Source organism: Bacillus sp. Y3, assembly GCF_008123875.1.
Classification (GTDB): Bacteria; Bacillota; Bacilli; order Bacillales; family Bacillaceae; genus Bacillus; species Bacillus altitudinis.
Genome location: NZ_VSSC01000001.1, coordinates 385,842 through 409,395 on the forward strand (window position 1 = coordinate 385,842; position 23,554 = coordinate 409,395).

Below are 23,554 nucleotides of genomic sequence, written 5' to 3' on the forward strand. Positions count from 1 at the left end.
AGATTGGCATAATGAACAATTCACAGTTTTCGATTTCTCCTTTTTTCTTCATGTTCGGAGACTTTTGTTTTAGAAATAGAAGAAAATTAGTGAGATTGTCCCCTTTATAAAGATAGGTCTTTCCGACTTTGACAATAACATCCAATCAATCCTATGATTAAAATGATAGTGCGCACTATCATTTTGAAAAATAGAGAAACATACAAACCATTGGCTATTTGGATAAGGGGGCATTCCCATGTATTCAGTATTATTTCATGCGGCTGAAGAATCCGCATCACTCGCAGGGGCAAAAGGCGTGAATTTAATTAAATTAAACAATCACGGACTGCCAGTTCCAGATGGATTTATTATTAAAACGAACAGCTTTGCAAGCTTTCTTTCATATCACAGTTTCCATCCAACTGATCAAAACCTTGCCCGAAAAATCACAGAAGCTTCGTTTCCTTCACAAATGGAGACAGAATTACTCTCATCCTTTCAATCATTGTTGAAAACATATCCATCCGTTGCAGTGCGATCCTCTTCTGTTGCGGAAGATCTCGAAGGCGCCTCCTTTGCAGGTCAATACGAGACCTATTTAAATATCAAAACAAATGAAGAGTTCTTGCAAGCCGTCAAAGAATGTTGGTCGTCTTACTTCGCAGCAAGAGTCGCAGAATATAAGGAAGAAATGATTGAGAACGAGGAAGAGATGCCGCTCATGGCTGTTGTTGTACAAGGATTGATCCATTCTGACATCTCTGGTGTCATCTTTAGTGAGAATCCTGTATCAGGAAAAACAAACGAAGTCATGATGACTGCAAGCTATGGACTAGGAGAAGCCATCGTCTCCGGCCTTGTGACGCCAGATACATTTATTGTAAACAAAGAAACGTACTCTATTGAAAAATCACTAGGAACAAAAGAAGTGCAAATTGTCCCCTGTCAAGAGGGCGTCATTGAACAACCCGTAGGTGAGGAGATGGCTGGCCAATTTTGTCTTCGAGATGATCAATTGATCCAAATCACGAAAATGACAAAACAAGTAGAAGAACTTTATGGACATGGAGTAGATATCGAATTCGGCATGTCAGATGGTACTTTTTATTTACTTCAAGCAAGACCGATTACTGCTTCTTTTTCCAATACAGCAAATGGCTCCTCAGGTGCAGCCTTTCAAATGAAACCTGAAGAGCTGCAAGACTTCTGGATCTCAATGGACGATCATATGCCTGGACCCACAAGTCCTCTTTTTTCAAGTTTGATCATACCTGCTTTAAAAAACGGGATGAAGAAAAACGGAGAGAAGTATCAAGTACCAGACCTTAATATTAAAGATATCAAGCTTTATAGAGGACATCTGTATTCTTCACCGTCTATGCCAGAAGCGTCAGCGGAACCAGTTTTTGACGAGAGCCTATTCGAACTGTTTCCTCGTTTAAGCGAAAGAATGTATCGCATTTTAGAGCAAAACTTGTTCCCATTATACGAAAAACTTGATCGGCAAATCACTCAACCGCTAACAATTGATGAAGCCATTAATGGTTTTCAAGAATTAAAGGAGATTTATCTAAGAGCGTATGACGACCATTTTGACATTGTCATACCTCAAGTCATTCTATCAGCGATCATTGAAGACATGCTTGTCTCATATACTGGCGATCAAACACAAGTCGTCCTGTTGCATGAAATGATGATAGGTGTGATGAACAAGTCTCTTGAAACAGATCAAAAGCTATTTCACTTGGCAAAAGACGTCCTTCAAGATTCGGAACTTCTTCAAGCATTTACAGATCATTCAGCGAATGCTGAACTATTATATGCACTCAATCATACAGAAAAAGGGAAAAACTTCATTTCCAAAGTAGAAGATTTTCTCCAAGTCTATGGTTGGCGGTCTGTTAAAAGCCATGATTTCACAGAGGAAACATGGGTGGAAAATCCTGAATTTGTCTTGGACATCATTAGAAACAACATTCGGCACCAATCTGATTTTGATGAAGAATTTGCACAAGCCGTGATCAAAAGGCAAGAAACGTATGAACAGTTTATCAGTCAAGTGACAGATGAAGCGTTTAAAACAAAATTTGAAGAACTTTATCATTTTGCACTCCATGCAGCCAATATTCGAGATGATCATCACTTTTACATTGATGCCATGTTAGATGCAAAAGCGAGACTCTATCTCTTAAAAATTGGTGAACTTCTTGTTCAAAAAGGAGCGATCCCTCATCAAGAAGACCTTTGGTATCTTTACGATGATGAAGTACTCAATGCGCTCACAACTTCGACCACATACGATTCGATCATTCAGCAAAGAAAAATTGAAATGAAGGAAAATGAATCCATCCAACCACCAGCTTATACAGGAACGCCTTCTGAAGCTGAATTGCAGCAAGTAGAAAGAATGCTCGGTTCGCTAAGGGAAAATGAAAACAACACAGACGATGCAATCTATGGAATTGGTGCATCTAGCGGCATTACTTCTGGAAGAGTCAGAGTCATTACATCTGCTGATGAATTTTCACAATTTGAAAAAGATGACATTTTAGTTTGTAAAACAACGACCCCTTTATGGACCAGCTTATTTAGAGACGCAAAAGCAGTCATCACCGATTCTGGCGGCATTTTGTCCCATTCCGCTATTATCGCTAGAGAATATATGATACCGGCTGTCCTAGGTACACGGATCGCAACTGAAAAACTAAAATCCGGTGACCTCGTGACAGTAGATGGAGCCAATGGGCGTATCCAGTTATTAAATCAGCATTCACGGGCATAGTCGTCACTGTTTGAATCATATTGGCGGTCACAAATTTTATCGGTATACTTACTTTGTTGCAAACACATTCATAACCTGAGGTGAGTATGCTTGTTAAAATCAACAAATCAACGGATCATTCGCGCAACAATGGAATTATTGTCTGAAAAGGGCTATCAAAAAACAACGACAAAAGAAATTGCAACAAAAGCGAATGTAAGTGAAGCGACAATTTTTCGTAACTTTAAAAACAAACGCGGCGTGATTGCTGCCATTATGAAAATGAAATCAACACCGACCAAAACCCTTGAAGCTGAATTTAAAGACGATTTATACACCGATTTAAAATTTCTCGGTAGCTATTTCCTTGAAGATTTGACTTCAAAAAAAGAATTTATCTATATCAGCATGAGAGAACCGGCTATGTTTAAAGATTTAACAGACCATGAAAAAATTTATCCTCAAGAATTGAGAGACATGCTGATTCATTATTTCAAAAAAATGAGTGCTCAGCATCGTGTATTAGAGGGAAAAGAAGACATCTATGCAGATATATTTATTAGCACGTATTTTGGCTTTTTCATTCAACAGCTAGAGCAAGACATTCAGCTTGTTTTAACACAAAAAGAAGACTTTATTGAGACATGCACACACATTTTCATGAGAGGAATTTCCCCCACTTAATTGGGTGAAATTCTTCTTTTTTACAAAGGTGGTAAACACATTGAATCTTAAAAAAGAGAACTTGATCATTTATTCTTTGCTGCTTGGAGCTATTTTAGTTCCAGTCAATTCAACCATGATCGCAGTCGCTCTATCATCTATATCAACTTATTACGATCAATCCATATCAAACATTACTTGGGTGGTCACGATTTATCTAATTGTCATGGCAGTCACTCAACCTATTGCGGGTAAGCTGGGAGATATATACGGCCACCGCAGCATGTATTTAGCTGGTGTGATACTCTTTTTGATTGGCTCCATTGGATGTGCTTTCGCACCTAATCTTGCTTTTCTTATTAGCTTCCGATCAATTCAAGCGGCAGGCGGAGCTATATTAACGCCGAACAGCATTGCTTTAATTCGAGCAACAGTATCACATGAAAAGCTTTCTAAAACTATGGGATTTTTCGGTTTTGGAGCGGGAATTGGTGCCGCACTTGGACCTTTTATTGGCTCTATTCTCATTCAGAACTTTGACTGGCATTCCATTTTCCTAGTGAATATACCATTTTTGATTCTCACACTTGTGACAGGCGTTTTTATGATTCCGAAGATGAAACATACGCGTTTACAAGCCAATGTAGATATCATCGGTTCGTTATACTTAACAATCGGGATCGCCACACTCATTTTGTTTACTAAAAGCCAAGTATTAAACGAATACATGATCTATGGCGTTCTAGCGGTCATTTCCATTCCTTTATTTTTCAAACACGTACGGAAAGTTACAAATCCCATCATTGATTTGACATTATTTAAAAACAGTACCTTTACGAACGCTAACCTTTCTATCATGCTTAGTAATTTTGTGATGTACGCGATTCTTCTCATTATGCCGCTGTTTATGGAGCAAAAACTCGCGCTTTCTCATACACAAAGCGGGATTTTCCTTTCGATCTTTTCACTCTGTATGTCGATTAGTGGATTACTCGGGGCAAAGCTCCATCCAATAAAAGGTGCCAAAAAAATGATTCGATTTTCATTTCTCTGTCTTACTTTATCCGGTGTTATGCTGATCACACTAAGCAGCTACCCAAATTTACCACTCCTTATCATCACATTAGTCGCTGGGGGGATCTCATCAGGTATTGGCATGACTAGCATGCAGATGGCTTCTTTAACATCTGTTGATCAGAGTTTATCCGGCTCTGCATCTGGGATTTTTTCTACCTTTAGATATTTCGGAAGTATCATTTCATCTACTTTAATTGGTATATTAAGTGGTTTTCAATCTTTATTTATCGTATTAATGGGCGCAGGTATTCTTGGTTTCCTCCTCTCTCATCGTCTAAAAACGAAATCCACTTCTCATTCATCTGAACACTCTGCTTAACGACTCCCTTCGCTCTATTTAGGGCGGGGGAGCTATGATTATTTGTTACTGTAACCGATTATGAATACAATGATCAAACTGTGAAAATGATCTTTTACTCATGAAAAAATGTCATATGAATAAACGAAAAAGAAATTTCAGCTTTCATTTACCTCTACTTCCCCACCTAAAAACTTCTTTTCATATCTTCCAGCATTCATAACTTCGATTTTTTTTCACAATTTTTGTGTTATGCTTTTTGAAAATAGAGCACCAAAGGAGCAGAAGGATGAAACGAGTGAAATATTTTTTAATATGCTTGTCAGCTCTACTATTTTTCCTAGCAGGCTGCGGAAAAGACCAGCAATTTACGCCCCCTGGCAGCTCTCAATCAATTGCTGTCATTTCTCAACTAAAAAAAGCCTCCTTTTCAATCGTTGATTTACAAAAAAATAAAATTGTCTCTTCCGTTGATTTAAAACATCCTCTCACTGATCTTGTTCACATCAACAAAGACGTGATCATTGCATCAAGTAAGGAAGGACAATCTCTTATAGAAATCAATTTAAAAAAAGGAACAGCAGCGGACTATATGGATATGAATAAAGGTCTGACTTCACTTGCGTATGATGCGGATACCAACACTTTACTTGTGACCGATTCAGAGAAAAATGTCGTTTATTTTATCGATACAGTGCACAAGAAAATAAAAGCAACTGTGAAGACCGGGACATTCCCCTCTTCTATGGCGTTGTCTTCTTCAGGAACGTTGTTTGTTTTAAATGCAAAAAGTCATTCTGTTTCAGTCATTGATATTGAAAAGAAAAAAAAGATACGAACGATTTCCGTCCTAGAACGGCCATCTGGCATTCATTTTGATGGGCATTCCATTTGGGTTGGAGGGCACGGTAAACCGGGCACATTAAATAAGAGCATTTTTGCTTACGACCCTAAAACAGGTAAAAAACAGCGAGAAATCAAACTAGGTGTTATGCCAGTCGCATTTTTTTCAGAAAAAAACTCTTCTACTTTATATGTATTATGTCATGGAGACCACACACTATATAAAGTAAATACCGAGAAAAACAAACTGCTTTCCTCTGTTGAGACCGGTCAAAATCCGAATTATATCACTGCTGATTCCTCATCTATATATGTCAGTAACTTAGATGACAATTCAGTATCCGTCATCGACAAACATACATTTATGTTGAAGAACCGACTGAACATCCCAGCAGGACCTTATGCTATCATGTTGGAGGAAAAGAAATGAAAGAACAGATGAATATTTTAATAGTAGATGATGAATTAGATATGCTTGAGTTAATCGGATCCTTTTTGCAGAGACAAGGCTTTCACGTGATAACTGCAAATAATGGCACGGGCGCCTTACATCAGCTTGAAAAAGAGGCCATTGACCTTGTTGTATTGGATATTATGATGCCAGATATGGATGGATTCGAAGTCTGCCAGCGCATCAGGCAAACCTCCCAAATCCCCATTTTATTTTTAACAGCTAGAAGTTATGAAGAAGATCGCATTAAGGGGCTGAAAATTGGCGCAGACGACTACATCATGAAGCCTTTTAGTCTACGTGAGCTTGCAGCTAGAATTGAAACGACATTAAGACGAATTAGAGGTCTTTCTTTAAAGCGCAGTCGAATCATGATTGGTGACTTGGAGATCGATCAAGACGGCAGACAAGTCTATCTCAAGCAAAAGCCCATCAATTTAACAAGAAGAGAATTTGATTTACTTATGTTTCTTCTGCTCAATCAAGGCCAAGTCTTTTCCCGTGAACAGCTCTATCAAAAATTGTGGGAATCACACTCACCTAGTGGCTCTTTAAGAACAGTCGATACACATATTAAAACACTAAGACTGAAATTAAAGGAAGCGGAACGGTATATTAAGACCGTTTGGGGTGTCGGCTATAAGTTTGAGGAGGACAAATGAAGCCATTATCTATTAAAAGGAAAGTGCTTTTCTTAATCCTTTCCGTTATAGGCATCGTTGCTGCCTCAGCTCTTGCCCTGACTTATTACTTATACCAGCACTTATATATAGATAAACAGATTGACTCTTTAAGTTTACAAGGAAAGAAGCTGGCAGAAATCTATCACAAACACGGGAAAGACACATATTTTACTGACAGAATGAAGTGGGCAAATGACTCAAGTCAGGCAAGTGTTATTTTTACTGATGATCCTATGGAGCTTTCAAGCGGTATTCCTTTTGATACGAATACAAACGATAACCTCATTACGTTTAAAGAACGCCAAAAACTTCTTCAGGGGGAAACAGTTGTGTTAATTAGAGAACACCCCCAGTTTCATCAAGATATTCTCGGGATTGCCATCCCTGTGTTCTCAAACAAAAATGATTTATCAGGAACCATTTTCCTCTCTATGCCTTTATCTGATGTGTATGAACCGTTTGTTCAAATTCGATTAACGCTTGGCATCTCTATTTTAATTATCCTGCTTTTGATTTTCTTTATTGGATATAAAAGTTCTAATAAAGTCGTAAGGACGATCAATCAAATGAAAGAAATTGCAATGGAAATGGAATCTGGTGATTTTTCAAAACGCATGGCTGTGACCGAAAAAGGGGATGAGCTAAATCAGCTGAGCCGTTCCTTTAATAAACTGTCCTCTACGTTAGAAAAAGTTGAACAGCATCGCAGAGAGTTCCTTGCTAATGTCTCTCACGAACTGAGAACGCCTTTAAGTTATATGAAAGGCTATGCCGAAGGAATTGAAGAAGGCATTATTGATCAAAAGAAAGGCATGCAGATTATTCAAGACGAATCCACACGATTAAGCAGGCTCGTACATGATCTTCTTGATCTCGCGCAGTTAGAGGGGGAATCTTATCCACTAACGATGGAACCAATCGTCTTTTCGCAGCTTATTCATGATGTTCTTGATCAAATGACATTCATTACTAGTCAAAAGGGAATCTCGTTCAACCGAGAACTCGAAGAAGAATGTATTATTTATGGTGATAACGATCGACTTGAGCAAGTCGTTCGTAATTTATTGGACAATGCCATCCATTACACGCCATCAGGAAAATCGATTTCGATTGAATTATTCGTTCACCAACAAACTGCTGAATTGAGAATCACAGATGAAGGCAGCGGAATTCCAAAAGGAGATCTCCCTCATGTTTCTGAGCGTTTTTATCGAGTGAATAAAGCCCGCACAAGAAAAGATGGCGGCTCTGGTCTTGGACTAGCCATTGTTTATCAAATTATAAAAAAACATCGTGGCACGTTCGTTCTTCAATCTGAACAAGGCCTAGGTACGACCGCTATTATACAATTACCAAGTGCAGAGAGCACTGAAACTCCTCCTGTCTCCTCATAAAATAAGATGACATCTTAAACCAAACAGCTCTTTTCTAGAGCTGTTTTTATTCAACAGAAAAATAAAGAATTGGCCTTTTTTTATTAACAATTTATTCATATTTGCTTGTTACACTTTTTTCAAGTTAAGAAAAAGGAGTGACAAGCTTTTGATTAGACGCTTTCAGAAATTTGATCTTTATTTATTTTTCATATTGATTTTATCTGCCATTTTAAACATTTATAACATTTGGAACGACGATACGGTGAACGCTTATTATACAGCGGCGGTCACAAGTATGATGCAAAGCTGGCATAATTTCTTCTTTGCTTCGTTCGATCCCTCAGGTTATGTCACGGTGGATAAACCACCGCTCGCCTTCTGGCTGCAAACGATCAGTGCCAAAATTTTTGGCCTGCATGGCTGGAGTGTGATCTTACCCCAAGCTTTAGCTGGCATTGGATCTGTTTATTTAATCTACCGCCTAGTCAAACCTACATTTGGCCTGGCTGCTGCAAGAGTGTCAGCACTCATTATGGCGTGTACACCAATCGCAGTTGCTGTATCTCGTACAAATAACATTGACAGCTTACTCGTCTTTATTCTTTTACTCGCAACAGCCATGATGTTCAAGGCTGTGAAACAGCAGAAAGTGCTTTGGGCGATTGCTTCTTTTGCAATGATCGGTGTCGGTTTTAATACAAAAATGCTGCAAGCGTATATGATTGTACCGGCTCTCGTCCTGTTTTACATCATCGCCTATCGAACGACATGGAAGAAAAAGTTGTTATCGCTGATGATTTCGATGATTGTTCTTTTAGGTGTATCTGCTTCATGGTCTATAGCGGTTGATCTCACTTCCAAAGACAATCGTCCTTATATGGGATCAAGTCAATCGAATTCAGCACTAGAATTAGCCTTTGGTTACAATGGTCTTCAGCGGTTGACTGGTCAACAGTCTGGCGGAGGAGGCGGCACAAATCAAGGTGAGGGACAGCCACCTTCACAGCAGGGTGATCAGCAAAATGACAATGATTCATCCACCATGCCTCAGCCGCCATCAAATGGAACTCAAAACAACTCAGACAATTCAAACCAATCATCCAGTCAGGAACAGCCTTCAATGCAAGGACCACCAAGCAATGCAAACGGCACAACACCACCTGATATGCCTTCAGGCGGTAATGGTGATGGACCGCCAAATGGCGGGGGCGGAAAAATGGGAAATGGTTCTGGCATGTTTGGAACAGGAACAAAAGGGCCATTACGTCTGTTCCAATCTGAACTGTCCGATCAAATCAGCTGGCTGCTTCCATTTGCGCTCTTCGGTGCGATTGGTATCTTCTTCTCGACAGCCTTTGAAAGAAGACGCCTCAATACAAAACAAAAAGAAACACTATTTTGGTTAGCTTGGCTTATACCTGTTGCTGCATTCTTCAGTGTAGCTGGATTTTTCCATCACTATTATTTAATCATGCTGGCACCGCCAATTGCTGTCTTAGCAGGAGCCGGATGGGTTTCTATGACTCAATTGTTTCAAACGGGAACTGGCTTTAAAAAATGGCTACTGCCAATTGCGATATTCGTCACAACCGCATTTGAAATCTTTATCCTATCCACTTTTACAAGCACGATCGGTCTTGGACTAAGCATTGCAGTCGGTATCATTGGTGTTGGAACCATCCTTTCTCTGCTCTTGATAAAAGGGAAAGAAAAACTAAAACAATTCATGTCTCTCATTGCCATCCTTGGGATGCTGATCGCACCACTATACTGGGCAAGCACACCTCTTCTTTACGGAGGAAACAGTATGCTGCCAGAGGCTGGTCCTCAGCTTGCAACTTCAAGTGGCAGCATGAGTTCACAAGTCAATGAAAAGCTGATCAGCTATCTGGAAAAAAACAATACGGGAGAAGAATTCCTATTCGGGACAACAGATGCAACCACTGCTTCGCCTTACATTATTAAAACAGGAAAAGCTGTTATGGCATTAGGTGGATTTAGTGGATCTGATAACATTCTCACGCTTAATGAATTCAAACAGCTCGTTAAAGACGGCAAAATCAAATACTTCTATCTTTCTGGTATGAGAGGCGGCAGCTCTGACATTCTCACTTGGATTCAAAAAAATGGCAAAGAAGTATCTACTTCTAAATGGCAGAACAGCTCTACATCCAAAACGAACCAGCAAACAGACAGCTCAGACAGCCAACAATCAGAACAAAATGATCAGTCAAATGGACGAATGGGCGGAATGGAGAGCGGTACTCTTTATGAACTATCCGTTGATTAATTCATCTATTAAAAGGGAGGAACGATGACTGATGGAAAAGAACATACAATACTCTGTTGTAGTCCCAGTGTATAATGAAGAACTTGTGATCCATGAATCGTATCAGCGCCTCAAGACCGTCATGGATTCGACGGGAGAAGCATATGAGCTTCTCTTCGTCAATGACGGCAGTATGGATCGAACAGCTGAACTGATTAAAGGGTACTGCCAGACTGATCCGCATGTGAGACTTATTGATTTTTCTCGTAACTTTGGGCATCAAATTGCCATTACAGCGGGAATGGATTATGCAAAGGGAGAAGCTGTCGTAGTGATTGATGCGGATTTACAAGATCCACCTGAATTGATTTTAGACATGATTGAAAAATGGAAGGAAGGCTATGAGGTCGTATACGCGGTCCGCACGCAACGAAAAGGCGAAACAGCTTTCAAAAAGTACACGGCTTCCCTTTTCTACCGAGTGCTACGTCAAATCACTGAAGTAGATATTCCTATTGACACCGGCGACTTTAGATTGATGGATCGTAAAGTGTGTCATGAAATGAAAAAAATACGCGAGAAAAACCCATTTGTCCGGGGATTAGTGAGCTGGGTTGGCTTCAAACAGATTGCGGTAGAATATGTTCGGGATGAGCGGTTGGCAGGAGAAACAAAGTACCCTCTCAAAAAAATGCTCAAGCTCTCGATGGATGGGATCACATCTTTTTCTTACAAACCTTTAAAGCTAGCCAGCGTAGCAGGTATTGTCCTTTCAGCTATTGGCTTCATTTCGATGTTTCTAGTTTTATATTTAAAGCTTTTTACTAACAGCACCATCACCGGCTGGAGTTCATTAATTGTCATTCAGCTATTCTTTAGCGGGATCATCCTCTTTATGTTAGGCATGATCGGGGAGTATATCGGCCGAATCTACGATGAAGCCAAGGACCGGCCGCTTTATATCGTCAGGGAGAGCTATGGCCTTCAGGCAAAGCCCCATCCCGTTCAATCCCCTGTCCACTTCAAGCAATATAAACAGCATTAAAAAAAGCGTGCGAGACCCTTCAAAAGGTCCTGCACGCTTTTTAATAAATTAGACGGCTGTTTCAAACCGTTTTCTGTTAATAAAGAAAGAAAGTGTAATGATTAAATAAATGCCCATAGTGACCAGCGTTTGAACAATTGGTGTATTGAATACAACGCCGACAAAAATGGCCATGATCGCAATAACGGAAAACCACGTTGTGAAAGGATACAGTTTCACACGATATCCGCCTGGCTGTGCGACGCTTCGAGATTTCAAATGACCGACGGCAATGATAAACCAGATGAATAGAACTGTGTAACTTAAAGAGCCCATCAAGTAATTAAACGTTTGACTTCCTACAAAAAGAGAAATCAATACAGCTGCATACAAGGTAGATGTACATACAAGGATGGCTCGAACAGGCACCTGCTGTTTTGACAGCTTGGAGAATCCTTTCCATACACGGCCATCCATTGCCTGTGTATAAAGCACCCGTGATGAAGCATACAAGCCAGAGTTCATAGAAGACAAAATCGCTAGTAAGATAATGCCGTTCATGATGTCACTGGCATACGGTATTCCGATTGTTGCAAACACTGTCACAAATGGACTTACTTGCTCATTGTTTACTTGATTCCAAGGGATTAAGCTGACAATGATAAAGAACGGCAGTACATAAAAACCGATGATGCGTACAAACGTACTTTGAATGGCCTTTGGGATGACTTTTTCAGGGTTTTTTGTTTCTGCTAACGTGACCCCAATCATCTCCGTCCCACCATATGAATACACGACAACCAGCATTGCTGCAATTAATCCGCCAGTACCATTTGGGAAAAATCCACCGTGATCCGTTAAGTTAGACAATCCAGGTGCTGCATGCTGTCCGAATGAGACAAATAGCATGGTAAATCCAATGATAATAAATAAGATGATGACAGCAATTTTAATAGAAGCTAACCAATACTCTGTCTCAGCAAACATTTTGACTGAGCAAACATTAATGATTGTGACTACAAGTGAAATGATTAACACAAGCATCCAGATTGGCACTTGTGGGAACCAGTACTGAATAAAGATGGCCGACACAATCGCTTCTGCTGCAATGTTCAGCACCCACATCTTCCAATAGATCCAGTCTAAGAAATAGGCCGGGTACTTTCCTAACACAGGTTCAATCAAGTCACGGAATGTTCTTGCTCCAGGTCGTGCAACGGTCATTTCGGCAAGTCCTTGCATAATAAATAATAAAATAAGACCACCAATCATGTATGCCAAAATGACAGCAGGACCCGCAATATCAATGGCAGAACTGCTTCCTTTAAACAGACCAGCACCGATGGCACCGCCAAGCGCAAGCATCATAATATGCCTTGATGTCATTGTTCGTTTTAACTGCACATGTTCCTTTTCCATTTTCTATAGCTCCTTTAAATTTGAATCTTCAGACAAATATGAGATAAAAGCATATAAAAAGGCCAGCCATCTCCTGGAAGAGACGACTGACCTTGCAACCGCGTTACCACTCTTATTGATTCAGCCATGGCTGAATCCAACTTAAAACCCGATAACGGAGGTCACACGTAAAGACTTACTATTCATTCAGTCTTACCGCTCTTTGAGCGAGTTCAATGATTCGTTTTACTGCGTTGCACCGACCCGCAGCTCTCTTAAAAAACGGATGTTCATTTACTATTCTCAAGTCAAAGCGTTTATAGTCAAATTTGTATATTCGTCAAAGATTTTATTTTTTAAATATACTGACTAACCACGCAATTGTCAACAGCCTTTTTCAGACAAACAGCGATTAACGAATCCAAACAGCTACTTCATCCATCGGGCGACGTGTTTTGCCGCGTTTTGGCTCAATGACACGATAACCGAAGGCTGCCATGACAGAGATGTCGTATTGACCATCCTCCAGTAACCCTTCTTCTTCTAAGATACGATGGATGTGATCGTAGCTAAATCCTTCAACTGGGCATGAATCAATGCCGATCTGTGCCGCAGCTGTCATCATGTTACCTAAGGCAATATACGTTTGTTTTGAAGCCCAATCAAATAATGTACGGTCATTTTCTAGTAGATGAAGATCGTTCTCTTGAAATTCTCTGTAGCGCCCCTTGACCATTTCAAACGTTTCGTCTGTCATTCCTTTGATTTGCTTGTTGATGTATTCTGCATATGCTGAATCATAGCGGGCATCTGTTCTTGCCAAGATGATCACAAAATGGCTGGCAGTTGGAAGCTGCTTTTGTGCCCCCCATGTATACTCTTTTAATTTTTCTCTGAATGCTTCATTTTGAACAACGATGAACTTCCAAGGCTCAAACCCTACAGAGCTTGGAGAAAGTCTTCCTGTTTCTAAAATAAATGCAAAATCATCCTCTGGAATCTTTTTCGCTGGGTCAAACTCTTTTGTCGCATGACGGAATTCATACGCCTCAATGATTTCTTTTTTTAATAGCTCTTTGTCTCGCATATTATTCATCCTTTCTAATGAACAGGTGTGTTCCCACAATCCAATTTCTTTCCATTCCCTCATAGAAATTGTTATGATAGGAAAACAAACAACCCGAATGTGTGATGTCTATCTCTATGGTAAAAGAAAAGCTTCCATTGATTCAAGTACGCACATTTTTGTTCGTTAGGTACAAACATGTGCGTTTATGACCATTTTCGTTTAAGAAAGGAATGTTGAGATGAGTGCACCATCCAATCCAGTCAGTATTGTGAATCATGGCTGTCCCGTGTCTATCACTACAAATGTCATCGGAGGGAAATGGAAAGGCGTCATCCTTTATCATTTGACTTGCGGTCCAAAGCGTTACAACGAAATACGCCGGCTTCTGCCAAGAATTTCGCAGCGTGTCCTGACGTTGCAATTACGAGAACTTGAACAAGACGGGATTGTTCACCGTGAAGTCTATGAGGAAGTTCCTCCTCGTGTCGAGTATTCACTGACTTCTCTTGGAAATACGTTAAAGCCCATTATCTTTGCCATGCGTGAATGGGGTGAATCCTATGGGAGAGAAACGCACCCAAAAGAAAAAAGCTGCCATCTCTAGCAGCTTTTTTTAAGATGAAATCGCCGTTGGCTCTTGCTGAGGATCGTCCTTCACAAACAGGATACCAAGCTGGTGATGCTCCCCTTCGTAAGAGGCGCGTTTCTCAAATCTTGTCTGACCATTGAGACCAATGATCTCGAGCTTTGTCAGAGCACGGTTGGTTTGTAGTGCTTCATAAAATTCTGAAACGGTTTTGATCTCGATTCCATTGACCTTTGTAATCATTTCTCCGATCTCAAGCTTTAAATCAGCCGCAGGGGTATTCGGAATGATACCAAGCACCATAAGCCCTTGATTCCGCTTAGAGAAAAAGAATGGTGCAGCGTTGTCATTCACCCTCTGCTTCCATGATAAAAAGGCTCTTCCTGCAATCGCTAGAACAACAGCTCCCCACGCAATCGGCTCAAACCAAATACTTGCCGCACCTACTGCAGCAACAGCTAGACCGAGCATCATAATACGGCGTGACGTAATTTGAATACTCACAATTGGCAGCGATCCTTGAATACGCTGGCCAAAGCCGATGATGTAAGGGATCACAATAAATGAAAAGCTTTGATCGTGCACTTGAAGCACAGGCCACCATGGCAGAGAAGAAGTCCATTCACCTGCCGGCATCAGCAAAACAAGTGGTAGAAGCCACAGACGGTTCGCTCGCTGCTGGCCGATCAAAAGTCCTCTCGCACTCATCACCATTGCAGGCGATGTACGTAAATGCGCCGTTCGATAGGCTAAGATGCCTTCGGTCATTAACAGTAGCCCTAACAGGATCACAACGGCTGATGCATTCATCATTGAAAGCTGCGGCAGCCAAGATTGGCTCACTTGAACAGACATCAGTCCAAATGCCGCAATAAAACTGAAACCGAGTGTGTATGCAGACGAAAGCGCACTCGCCTTAAAGAATAAAGAGAAAACGATGGTCATCGCTGCAATCAGCACGATGAATCCAGGCGGAAGGGAAATCCCTAAGCCTACAGATATGATCGATAGACAAAATCCTGGAACCCATCCCTTTGAATATGTAAATTTCAGTTCATCGTAAACATCTTCTATTCTTGTTTGAAACGCTTTTCTCTCCCGCTTTACGCGGATGTAGCCATATAATAGGCTGATTAATACCATAAAATAAAAAAGAGGATGGATTAAAAACAGACCGACCGCTTTTAATCCGGCTCCCATCCACTCCGAGCTCATTATCGTTCACCGCCCAAGTCAAGCATTTTCTCTTATTCTATCAAATAAATCGATGCTTGACATCAGGTTTATTTCTCCTGATTCATCCAAAGTGTGACATTCGACAGTGAAAAATCTTTTAAATAGTGATTTACATCTACATCTAGTATGCCGCCCAGAAGCTGCATGGACCTCTTGATGTCGGTTAAGTTTATACCAAGTCTCTTATGATTATCCATTAAATAATTGAAGTATATCTCAGCACAGTCTTCATCGATCTCGTCGACTGATTCTACCGTTGTGTAATTGACCAAGTACCTGCTTAACAGCATGAGTAGACTTAATGCCTTTGTAGCCGAAAACGTCACATCTTTCGTACGACTCTTAAGCTCCTCTACCAACTCGTAATATTTTTTCTCTCTCACAATACTTGCCCTTTTCAATTGTGTACCCCCATTTACTAGTTCTTTTAAGAAAAGCGCAAACCTCGGTACAGCTCAATGCTTAAGCTGAATATCCGCAAAAAATAAAATATTTAAAATGAGTGCTACTTTTTATTGTAAGAATTATTTATGTAACATACAACTTTCAAAAGTTTCATTTTCATGACATGTTTAAATCAACAGAAAGTCTCTTATATAAATATGTTATCGGGTAAATTCGAAGGAATGTTATGTTTTTTGTAAAATAAATGAATATATTTATAGATATAATATATTTTTAAGAATAAATTATTACATGTTCGTAACACTTATGAACCAAAAAAAAGAGGCATTTATTCGCCTCTTTATTTTTTGAGATATAGTGCTTTTAGTGCAGTTTGCAGCTGAAGATCATTCTTTTCATAAGATTTCACTTCATCTACCATCTTGTTCATCATTTTCGCTGTCTTTAAATCAATCACACCTGATTTTTCGAGATTGTATGTGCTTTGAAATGCGAGTACAGCCTTTTTCGTTTCTTCGTCAAAATATCCATCTACTCTGCCAGGGTCAAATGATAACCCTTTTAACAATGTCTGTGCTTGTCTGACTTCTTCATTGTTCATATCAAGCTGAAGCGGTTCTTTCAGCTGGAGCGGGCCAACGGTGAAGTAATCTGGTTGATGAATCGCAATGGTCGGCACAACGCCTTTTTTGTGAATCCAATTCCCTTTCGGTGTCAGCCACTTATACAGCGTTAATTTAATGTTACTCCCATCTCCCATTGGTACCGCCTGCTGTACAGTTCCTTTACCAAAGGAAACGTCACCTACCACTTCATACTTCCCTGCTTCTTTCATGGCACCAGCCAGAATTTCAGAAGCGGATGCACTTCCTTTATCAATTAAGACATTGACCGGGTATGGTTTTTGTTCTTTTCGTTTTGAAAAATATCGTTTTCGATCGCCATTCCGTTCTGCAATTTGAATATATGGCTGATCCTTTGTGATAAAATGTTTCAAAATATCTTCCACACTTTGTAGATAGCCGCCAGGATTTCCTCTCACGTCCAGCACAAGGCCTTCCATGCCCTTTTTCTCGAGCTTATTCAAGCTTGCCGTGAAATCCTTCGCCGTATCTTCAGAGAAGCTAGAGATCGCGATATAGCCTGTTTTATGACCATTGACCTCTTTCATTGAAGCCGTTACGGTTTCAAGCGGGATTTCTTCTCGTTTGATATGGAATGTTAGCTCTTTTTCAATTCCATTTCGTCTGATTTTCAAGGCGACAGACGTTCCTTTTTTTCCTCTTATTTTCAGTACAGCATCGTTTAGGCTTTTTTCTTTCATCGACTCACCGTCAATGCTGATGATTTCATCTTTCGGTTTCAGACCCGCCTTTGCCGCAGGGGATTTTTTAAAGGCAGAGACAATGATAATCTTTCCTTCATCCATTCCAACTTCTGCCCCAATTCCTTCAAATGAGGAATCAAGTGAATCCGAAAATTGCTTTGCGGTTTGCTTGTCCATGTATACTGAATACGGATCATTTAAGGTTGAAAGCATTCCTTGAATGGCACCTTCAAGCAGCTTTTGACGATCCACTTCCTCTACATATTCATTCGAAATGAGGTCATAGGCTTTCTCAATTTTCTCCATTCCGTTTTCCTTCGCTCGATCACTTGATTGAGCTTGTCCAGCCACTGCAGCAGCCGCTTTCGGTGACTCCGCTTGAGTCGCCTCTTTATGCGTCATAACCCCTGCACTGATAATGAGAATGACACTTGCCATGATGGATGCGATTTGTTTTTTCATATTTGGCCTCCTTCTTCAACTCTTCCTGATGACCTGAGTTATTATATGCCAGAAGAAGGGATTTCATGTAAAGACATTCTCCTAAGGAGGCTTGACTAATCATTTCATTAGGTGTAATTTTTATTTTGTTACGATCGAGAAGGAGTCTTCGCTATGTATATTATATTGACGATGCTTTTATTAGGAATTTTACTAGGGTTTGTAGGAGCTGGCGGGGCTGGTTTTGTCATCGCATTGCTGACGTTAATCTTTGATGTACCAATCCATACTGCACTTGGGACATCTTTAGCTGCTATGGCATTTACGACTTTATCTGGTGCATACAGCCACTACCGAGAAGGAAATATCCAGCTCAAATCAGGTTTGATTGTCGGTGCACTAGCTTGTATTGCTTCATTTGCCGGAGCAAAAGTGGCTCCTTTTATTCCAGAGGATAGCCTGCACTATTTAACAGCTGGTATGCTCTTTTTATCTGCTGTTTTTATGATGATCAAATTGTTTGTCCTAAAAGAAGATGCTGAACAGCAGCCGCTTTCTTCACGCCAATTGCTGATCAGGGGCATTATATTAGGCCTTGTATCAGGGATGCTTTCAGGGATGTTCGGTATCGGATCAGCACCATTTATTCAAGTGGGGCTTTTGATTTTGCTGAAGCTGTCTATTAGACAAGCTGTTGGCACAACGATGCTAGTGATTATTCCAATCTCTATTGGCGGTGGAATTGGTTATATTTCAGAAGGCTATGTTGACTTTATCCTGCTCGTTCAGATCTTAATCGGTACCGTATTAGGGGCTTTTATTGGGGCAAAATTTACACGCCTTGCGCCGAAACCTCTCTTAAAATCCGCTGTGCTTTTAACACCTATTATTGCCGGATTACTGCTGTTATTTTAATTTCATCTACATGAAAAAAGCCGATAACATGCTGTTATCGGCTTTTTGTCAGCGGATATATTGCGCTGGATTGACTGCATTTGATTTCGCGCCATTCCATAATCCTTTATGAATTTCAAAATGAAGATGCTGGCCATAAGACTGACCTGTGTTGCCCATATATCCAAGGAATTGACCTTGCTCGACTCTTTGACCTGTTGACACACTTCTTGTTGAAAGATGAGCGTATACCGTTTGATACGTTTGGCCATTGATGTTATGTGTAATGAACACCACGTTCCCATAACTCGACGAGTAGCTTGAGTTCGTGACTGTTCCAGATGCGGCTGCAACGACAGATACAGTGCCTTTTGCAGCGATATCTAATCCGTAATGCTGTCCGCCAGAACGTCCGCCAAAGCCTGATGAGAAACGGCCTGCAGCTGGTTTAATGAAACCTGAGCTACTTGCTGGTGTATCTGACACTTGATCAGATCCTCCACTTGGTGCAGGTGCACTTTTTTCAGCAGCTGCTTGTTCTGCTTTCTTCGCTTCTTCTTTTTGACGACGTGCCTCTTCAGACTTTACCGCCGCTTTTTGATTCGCTAGAATTTCTTGTTCATTTTCAAGCTTTCCTAGTTCATCATGTGCATGTTCTTTTTCTTCCGTTACATGACCAAGGACTTTTCCTTTTTCTTTTTGCTGTTTAGATAGGTCCTTTTTCAACGTTTCAAGCTCTTTCAAAGATGTTTCAAGTCCACTTAGCTGTTTATTTAGCTCTGCTTCTTTTTGCTCCACTAGCTCCAAATCATTTTCGTGTTCTGTAATCATGTCTTTATCTGCTTCGACGATGGTTGTAACAGCTCCCACACGACTGACAAAATCACTAAAGCTACGAGCACCTAGCAGCACATCTAAATAGTTGATTGTACCGCCACTTTTTTGCATAGAACGAATTCGATCTTTGAAAATCGCTTTTCTCTTTTCAATTCGCTCGTTGATGACTTCAATCTCTTTTTTTAGTTTTTTGATCTCTTGTTTCGTCTGTTTGACCTCTTTTTCTTTTTCAGCGACTTTTTCAGTTGCGGCACTTACTTTTTGGTCAATTTTTTCAATTTCTTGCTTGAGCTTTGATTCTTTCTTTTCAAGCTTTGCCAGTTCTGATTTCTTTTTCTTCAAGGTTGATTCAGTCTTCGATGTTTTCTCTTCAATTTGTTGACGTTTTTGATCTAGGTCTTCGTATGCGAATGCACGATTTTCGTTCCCTGGAATGTATAGCCACGTTGTTCCAATAAACGCTGCCATTCCAGCCATCATCAGCTTTCTTTTCAAAACGATATTCCCCTCCCATGACAACTGCCTGCATAAAGAGTCGACCGGATGAATTGGATCAACCGGTCACATCTTCTATAGAATCTTCGAGTGCTGCCATCAATATAAATAGATTTATACTTTCAAGAATTTACGGATGGACGTTAAACTTCCCCACACACCGATAATGGCACCGATCAATAGAAGGATCAGTGATACTTGATAGACAAACGGATTGTATGGAAGCATTGAAATAAATGAACCTTGTACCCTTGGTGCCACCCAGCCGACAGCATATTGATACGTGCCAAGCAATACAGCGATTGGTATAATCGAGCCAAATACACCAAGTAGTAATCCTTCGATGAAGAACGGCCAGCGGATAAACCAGTTCGTTGCACCTACTAGTTTCATAATCTCAATTTCTTTACGTCTAGCAAAAATCGTAATTTTGATCGTATTGGAAATCAAGAACATCGCTGTAAATAAAAGCCCAATAATAAGTGCGATGCCGACATTACGCGCCACTCCGACAACATTAAAGAGTCGGCTGACCTCTTCTTTTCCATAAGTGACTTTATACGTCCCTTTTAGGTTTTCTAATTTCTTCGCTACTTTTGGTGTATCGTGGGGATCTGTTGTTTTCACAATAAACGCATCATTCAATGGATTTTCTTGATCAACCAGTCCCATAGATTGTCCATTTTCACCAAAGCTTTTAATCAGTGCTTTTAGTTCATCATCCTTGGATGAATATTTCACATCACTGATTTCAGGAATCTTCTCAATTTCTGCTTTTAATTCATCCTGCTGCTTTTGATTCGCAGTTAAATCGATGAGAACTTTTACTTCTACTTCTTTCTCAGCGTTCGATGCCATGTTATTCAAGTTGAGCATAATGACAAGAAAAACCCCAACTAAAATCAATGTGACAGTGACCGCACTAATTGATGCAAATGTCATCCACGTGTTTCTTCCAAGTGAACGGAAGCTCTCACGTAAATGCCGCGAGAGAGTTTTAATCATAAATTCCGTACTCCCCTCTTGCTTCGTCACGCACAATCATTCCATCTTCGATTGCGATGACGCGTTTCTTCATGCTGTTTACAATCTCTTTGTTGTGTGTCGCCATGACGACTGTTGTTCCGCGGTTATTAATCTCTTCGAGTGTCTTCATGATTTCCCATGAAGTATCTGGATCAAGGTTTCCTGTCGGTTCGTCTGCAATGACAACCTCAGGATGATTGACGATCGAACGAGCGATCGATACACGCTGCTGTTCACCGCCGGAAAGCTGATCTGGAAATTGACGAGCTTTGTGCTTTAATTGCACCAAATCAAGTACCTCAAGCACTTTTTTCTTAATAATACTTGGCTGTTCACCAATGACTTCAAGAGCAAATGCCACGTTCTCAAAGACCGTGAGACTTGGAAGCAGTTTGAAATCTTGGAATACTACGCCAATTTCTCTTCTCACATAAGGAATTTCTTTTTCCTTCATCGAGCCTAAATCTTTGTTATTAATTAAGATTTTCCCTTTTGTTGGTTTCTCTTCACGATACATCATTTTAATGAACGTGGATTTACCAGCGCCACTGGGACCAACAACATACACAAACTCTCCCGGATGGATAGAGACATTGATTCCATTGATCGCCTTTACACCATTAGGATAGATCTTATAGACTTCCTTCATTTCAATCATGTAATCACCTAATCTTTTCTTATTCGCTGTCAAACAGCTTATCATGATGTTCTGACACTTCTCGTCAAAAAACGTTATGTATGGTCACGCACATACCCTTCGATACGCACAAGCAATTTATGTCCTTTTCATCCAAAAAGATGAAAAAATTGAATCGTCTAAATTTCAACAACTCCAATTATACGTCATGAATCGACGCAATGGTATTACATTTATATTTCAAAACTTATAAATAAAAGGTAAATAGAGCAATCAAAACCGAAAAACGTGTCTTTTTACCCTTATTTTTTAAATAAAATTTAATATAATACGTTTTCATACTATTCAAAAGTCTTTTTCTACAAATAGAAAATAAAAAAACCTTGTCGATTAGACAAAGGTTTTATTTTTTCTCTGCAAGCCATTTGGCGACTTCTTTTGCTTGTTTTTCATCTACCATTCCACTTGGCATAGATCCTTTACCGTTCTGGGCAATATCTGCAATTTGGCTTTCATTATATTTCTTTCCGACTTCTTTCAGGCTTGGGCCGCCTCCGCCAGATAAGTCTTTTCCATGACAGCCAATACAGTTTTGCTGATAAATCTCTTCACCACTGCTCACACTTGAAGCACTTTTACTGCCTTCTTTGTCACTGCTGCTTGAATTTCCTCCACAGGCCGCAAGTACAAAAAGCATAGCGACAAAAAGAAGCGTTAATCCGCTCTTTTTCATGTATTTCCCTCCCTTACAATCATTTGGTCAACGTTATTATATCCTTGTTTATGCCCTTTTAAAACCCTCACCAAGCACCTCTTTTGCATCCATGACGATGACAAACGCTGATGCATCGATTGCTTTTACCACTTGTTTCAACTTTGTGAATTGTGACTGCCCTACAACACACATTAAAATAGGCCGGTCATGGTCGGTGTACCCACCTACTGCTGAAATCTTCGTTACACCACGATCAATTTGATCAAACACCGCCTGTCTGACCTCATCCTCATGACCCGTAATAATCATGGCCATCTTCGAGTGACTAAAGCCAGCCTGCACGACATCAATCGTCTTACTAGAAATGAACACTCCGATCACAGCGTACAGTCCTTCTTCAATCCCAAAAACAGTCATGGCCGCCAAAACAATCAAACCGTCCATCATCGCTAAACAAGTACCTAACGTCAGCCCTGTATATTTATTGATGATTTTGGCCGCAAGTGCCGTTCCTCCCGTTGAACCATTGCCGAGGAAAACGAGCCCAATTCCGATCCCAATCACTACACCGCCAAATATTGCGGCGAGCAGTGCTTCATGGGTGACAGGAGCAATGTGTCTTGTTAAGAACACCATTAAAGGTAAAAAGACAGAACCAACGAGCGTTTTTACCCCAAATGTTCCACCTAATAAATAAAAGCCTGCGATAAAGAGCGGAATATTGAGGCCCCATTGTACATATGCAGCTTCAAAACCGAATGACTGCACAATGGTACTGATTCCACTCACACCGCCAGCAGCAATCTGATTTGGTAATAATAACGTATTAAAGCCAACCGCCACGATGGCTGATCCTATTAAAATGAGTACATAATTTTTCACTTCAATCCAAAGTTGAGAATGTTCCTGCTTCATGTCTTTCTTCCTCCGTTACTTCTGAATGCACACCTATTTTAAGCCCTCTCATTCAGATTGTAAATAACAGCCAAATGCAGTGCTAATGGATTAATACTTTATCACACAGCCGGATCAGCGTACTTGCCGTTTGGCAGAAGAGTAAA

General features: G+C 40.3%; 20 protein-coding genes and 1 other annotated feature. Of the genes, 10 read left to right on the forward strand and 10 right to left on the reverse strand.

The features are described from left to right. The first annotated feature begins 238 nt into the window (after nt 1–238). The 8 genes from FXF70_RS02020 to FXF70_RS02055 all read left to right on the forward strand — a co-directional run bounded on the left by FXF70_RS02020 (nt 239) and on the right by FXF70_RS02055 (nt 11,448). Nucleotides 239–2,764 carry a PEP/pyruvate-binding domain-containing protein gene (locus FXF70_RS02020; RefSeq protein ID WP_148779756.1) on the forward strand — a complete coding sequence of 842 codons (2,526 nt, stop codon included), beginning with the start codon at nt 239–241 and terminating at the stop codon, nt 2,762–2,764. 90 nt (nt 2,765–2,854) lie between these two features. After that, nucleotides 2,855–3,427: a TetR/AcrR family transcriptional regulator gene (locus FXF70_RS02025; protein WP_008348201.1), complete on the forward strand. Its 573-nt coding sequence runs from the start codon at nt 2,855–2,857 to the stop codon at nt 3,425–3,427. 40 nt (nt 3,428–3,467) lie between these two features. Continuing rightward, the gene (locus FXF70_RS02030) at nt 3,468–4,802 is read left to right on the forward strand and encodes an MFS transporter (RefSeq protein WP_148779757.1); all 1,335 of its coding nucleotides are present in this window, start codon (nt 3,468–3,470) and stop codon (nt 4,800–4,802) included. A 268-nt stretch (nt 4,803–5,070) separates the two neighbouring features. Next, nucleotides 5,071–6,054 carry a YncE family protein gene (locus tag FXF70_RS02035; protein WP_057079000.1) on the forward strand — a complete coding sequence of 328 codons (984 nt, stop codon included), beginning with the start codon at nt 5,071–5,073 and terminating at the stop codon, nt 6,052–6,054. Further along, nucleotides 6,051–6,737 carry a response regulator transcription factor gene (locus FXF70_RS02040; protein ID WP_148779758.1) on the forward strand — a complete coding sequence of 229 codons (687 nt, stop codon included), beginning with the start codon at nt 6,051–6,053 and terminating at the stop codon, nt 6,735–6,737. Before FXF70_RS02035 ends, FXF70_RS02040 begins: the two co-directional genes overlap by 4 nt. Continuing rightward, a complete protein-coding gene (locus FXF70_RS02045) occupies nt 6,734–8,152 on the forward strand; it encodes a HAMP domain-containing sensor histidine kinase (protein ID WP_148779759.1) in 1,419 nt (472 codons plus the stop codon). Before FXF70_RS02040 ends, FXF70_RS02045 begins: the two co-directional genes overlap by 4 nt. Before the next feature lie 148 nt (nt 8,153–8,300). Then, the gene (locus tag FXF70_RS02050) at nt 8,301–10,424 is read left to right on the forward strand and encodes an ArnT family glycosyltransferase (RefSeq protein WP_148779760.1); all 2,124 of its coding nucleotides are present in this window, start codon (nt 8,301–8,303) and stop codon (nt 10,422–10,424) included. 31 nt (nt 10,425–10,455) lie between these two features. After that, the gene (locus FXF70_RS02055; protein WP_099496864.1) at nt 10,456–11,448 is read left to right on the forward strand and encodes a glycosyltransferase family 2 protein; all 993 of its coding nucleotides are present in this window, start codon (nt 10,456–10,458) and stop codon (nt 11,446–11,448) included. Nucleotides 11,449–11,496: 48 nt separating this feature from the next. Here FXF70_RS02055 and FXF70_RS02060 read toward each other — a convergent pair whose 3' ends face one another. Both FXF70_RS02060 and FXF70_RS02065 read right to left on the reverse strand, forming a co-directional pair. Next, nucleotides 11,497–12,846, reverse strand: a complete 1,350-nt coding sequence (locus FXF70_RS02060; RefSeq protein WP_148779761.1) for an amino acid permease — start codon at nt 12,844–12,846, stop codon at nt 11,497–11,499. 75 nt (nt 12,847–12,921) lie between these two features. Then, nucleotides 12,922–13,146 (reverse strand) — a binding site (T-box leader). A 91-nt stretch (nt 13,147–13,237) separates the two neighbouring features. Beyond that, nucleotides 13,238–13,912 carry an NAD(P)H-dependent oxidoreductase gene (locus FXF70_RS02065; RefSeq protein WP_148779762.1) on the reverse strand — a complete coding sequence of 225 codons (675 nt, stop codon included), beginning with the start codon at nt 13,910–13,912 and terminating at the stop codon, nt 13,238–13,240. A 220-nt stretch (nt 13,913–14,132) separates the two neighbouring features. On the opposite strand from FXF70_RS02065, the gene FXF70_RS02070 reads away from it, so the two are divergent. Continuing rightward, nucleotides 14,133–14,498 carry a winged helix-turn-helix transcriptional regulator gene (locus FXF70_RS02070; protein ID WP_148779763.1) on the forward strand — a complete coding sequence of 122 codons (366 nt, stop codon included), beginning with the start codon at nt 14,133–14,135 and terminating at the stop codon, nt 14,496–14,498. A gap of 9 nt (nt 14,499–14,507) precedes the next feature. Here FXF70_RS02070 and FXF70_RS02075 read toward each other — a convergent pair whose 3' ends face one another. From FXF70_RS02075 to ctpB, 3 genes are all read right to left on the reverse strand, one after another. Beyond that, a complete protein-coding gene (locus FXF70_RS02075) occupies nt 14,508–15,695 on the reverse strand; it encodes a PDZ domain-containing protein (protein WP_262368766.1) in 1,188 nt (395 codons plus the stop codon). 68 nt (nt 15,696–15,763) lie between these two features. After that, nucleotides 15,764–16,117 (reverse strand): swarming motility protein SwrAA, encoded by a 354-nt coding sequence (locus FXF70_RS02080; RefSeq protein ID WP_007500014.1) that lies wholly within the window; start codon nt 16,115–16,117, stop codon nt 15,764–15,766. A 344-nt stretch (nt 16,118–16,461) separates the two neighbouring features. Then, the gene (gene ctpB / locus FXF70_RS02085) at nt 16,462–17,910 is read right to left on the reverse strand and encodes a carboxy-terminal processing protease CtpB (RefSeq protein ID WP_046344575.1); all 1,449 of its coding nucleotides are present in this window, start codon (nt 17,908–17,910) and stop codon (nt 16,462–16,464) included. Nucleotides 17,911–18,063: 153 nt separating this feature from the next. On the opposite strand from ctpB, the gene FXF70_RS02090 reads away from it, so the two are divergent. Then, nucleotides 18,064–18,804 carry a sulfite exporter TauE/SafE family protein gene (locus FXF70_RS02090; RefSeq protein WP_017368130.1) on the forward strand — a complete coding sequence of 247 codons (741 nt, stop codon included), beginning with the start codon at nt 18,064–18,066 and terminating at the stop codon, nt 18,802–18,804. A gap of 48 nt (nt 18,805–18,852) precedes the next feature. Here FXF70_RS02090 and FXF70_RS02095 read toward each other — a convergent pair whose 3' ends face one another. From FXF70_RS02095 to FXF70_RS02115, 5 genes are all read right to left on the reverse strand, one after another. Then, nucleotides 18,853–20,115, reverse strand: a complete 1,263-nt coding sequence (locus FXF70_RS02095; protein WP_008348225.1) for a murein hydrolase activator EnvC family protein — start codon at nt 20,113–20,115, stop codon at nt 18,853–18,855. Between the two features lie 114 nt (nt 20,116–20,229). After that, nucleotides 20,230–21,120 (reverse strand): permease-like cell division protein FtsX, encoded by an 891-nt coding sequence (ftsX, locus tag FXF70_RS02100; RefSeq protein ID WP_024719915.1) that lies wholly within the window; start codon nt 21,118–21,120, stop codon nt 20,230–20,232. Beyond that, complete coding sequence (gene ftsE, locus FXF70_RS02105; RefSeq protein WP_008348229.1) at nt 21,113–21,799, reverse strand: cell division ATP-binding protein FtsE; 687 nt, start codon at nt 21,797–21,799, stop codon at nt 21,113–21,115. Before ftsE ends, ftsX begins: the two co-directional genes overlap by 8 nt. Before the next feature lie 382 nt (nt 21,800–22,181). Continuing rightward, nucleotides 22,182–22,511 carry a cytochrome c551 gene (gene cccB / locus FXF70_RS02110; RefSeq protein WP_008348231.1) on the reverse strand — a complete coding sequence of 110 codons (330 nt, stop codon included), beginning with the start codon at nt 22,509–22,511 and terminating at the stop codon, nt 22,182–22,184. 48 nt (nt 22,512–22,559) lie between these two features. Continuing rightward, nucleotides 22,560–23,408 (reverse strand): YitT family protein, encoded by an 849-nt coding sequence (locus FXF70_RS02115; RefSeq protein WP_148779764.1) that lies wholly within the window; start codon nt 23,406–23,408, stop codon nt 22,560–22,562. Nucleotides 23,409–23,554: the final 146 nt, after the last annotated feature.

Bases quoted from the DNA above. Each gene is read 5' to 3' on its own strand.
- FXF70_RS02020 (WP_148779756.1), top strand. From the start codon at position 239: ATGTATTCAGTATTATTTCATGCGGCTGAAGAATCCGCATCACTCGCA.
- FXF70_RS02035 (WP_057079000.1), top strand. From the start codon at position 5,071: ATGAAACGAGTGAAATATTTTTTAATATGCTTGTCAGCTCTACTATTT.
- FXF70_RS02040 (WP_148779758.1), top strand. From the start codon at position 6,051: ATGAAAGAACAGATGAATATTTTAATAGTAGATGATGAATTAGATATG.
- FXF70_RS02045 (WP_148779759.1), top strand. From the start codon at position 6,734: ATGAAGCCATTATCTATTAAAAGGAAAGTGCTTTTCTTAATCCTTTCC.
- FXF70_RS02055 (WP_099496864.1), top strand. From the start codon at position 10,456: ATGGAAAAGAACATACAATACTCTGTTGTAGTCCCAGTGTATAATGAA.
- FXF70_RS02060 (WP_148779761.1), bottom strand. From the start codon at position 12,846: ATGGAAAAGGAACATGTGCAGTTAAAACGAACAATGACATCAAGGCAT.
- FXF70_RS02065 (WP_148779762.1), bottom strand. From the start codon at position 13,912: ATGCGAGACAAAGAGCTATTAAAAAAAGAAATCATTGAGGCGTATGAA.
- FXF70_RS02070 (WP_148779763.1), top strand. From the start codon at position 14,133: ATGAGTGCACCATCCAATCCAGTCAGTATTGTGAATCATGGCTGTCCC.
- FXF70_RS02075 (WP_262368766.1), bottom strand. From the start codon at position 15,695: ATGAGCTCGGAGTGGATGGGAGCCGGATTAAAAGCGGTCGGTCTGTTT.
- ctpB (WP_046344575.1), bottom strand. From the start codon at position 17,910: ATGAAAAAACAAATCGCATCCATCATGGCAAGTGTCATTCTCATTATC.
- FXF70_RS02090 (WP_017368130.1), top strand. From the start codon at position 18,064: ATGTATATTATATTGACGATGCTTTTATTAGGAATTTTACTAGGGTTT.
- ftsX (WP_024719915.1), bottom strand. From the start codon at position 21,120: ATGATTAAAACTCTCTCGCGGCATTTACGTGAGAGCTTCCGTTCACTT.
- ftsE (WP_008348229.1), bottom strand. From the start codon at position 21,799: ATGATTGAAATGAAGGAAGTCTATAAGATCTATCCTAATGGTGTAAAG.
- cccB (WP_008348231.1), bottom strand. From the start codon at position 22,511: ATGAAAAAGAGCGGATTAACGCTTCTTTTTGTCGCTATGCTTTTTGTA.
- FXF70_RS02115 (WP_148779764.1), bottom strand. From the start codon at position 23,408: ATGAAGCAGGAACATTCTCAACTTTGGATTGAAGTGAAAAATTATGTA.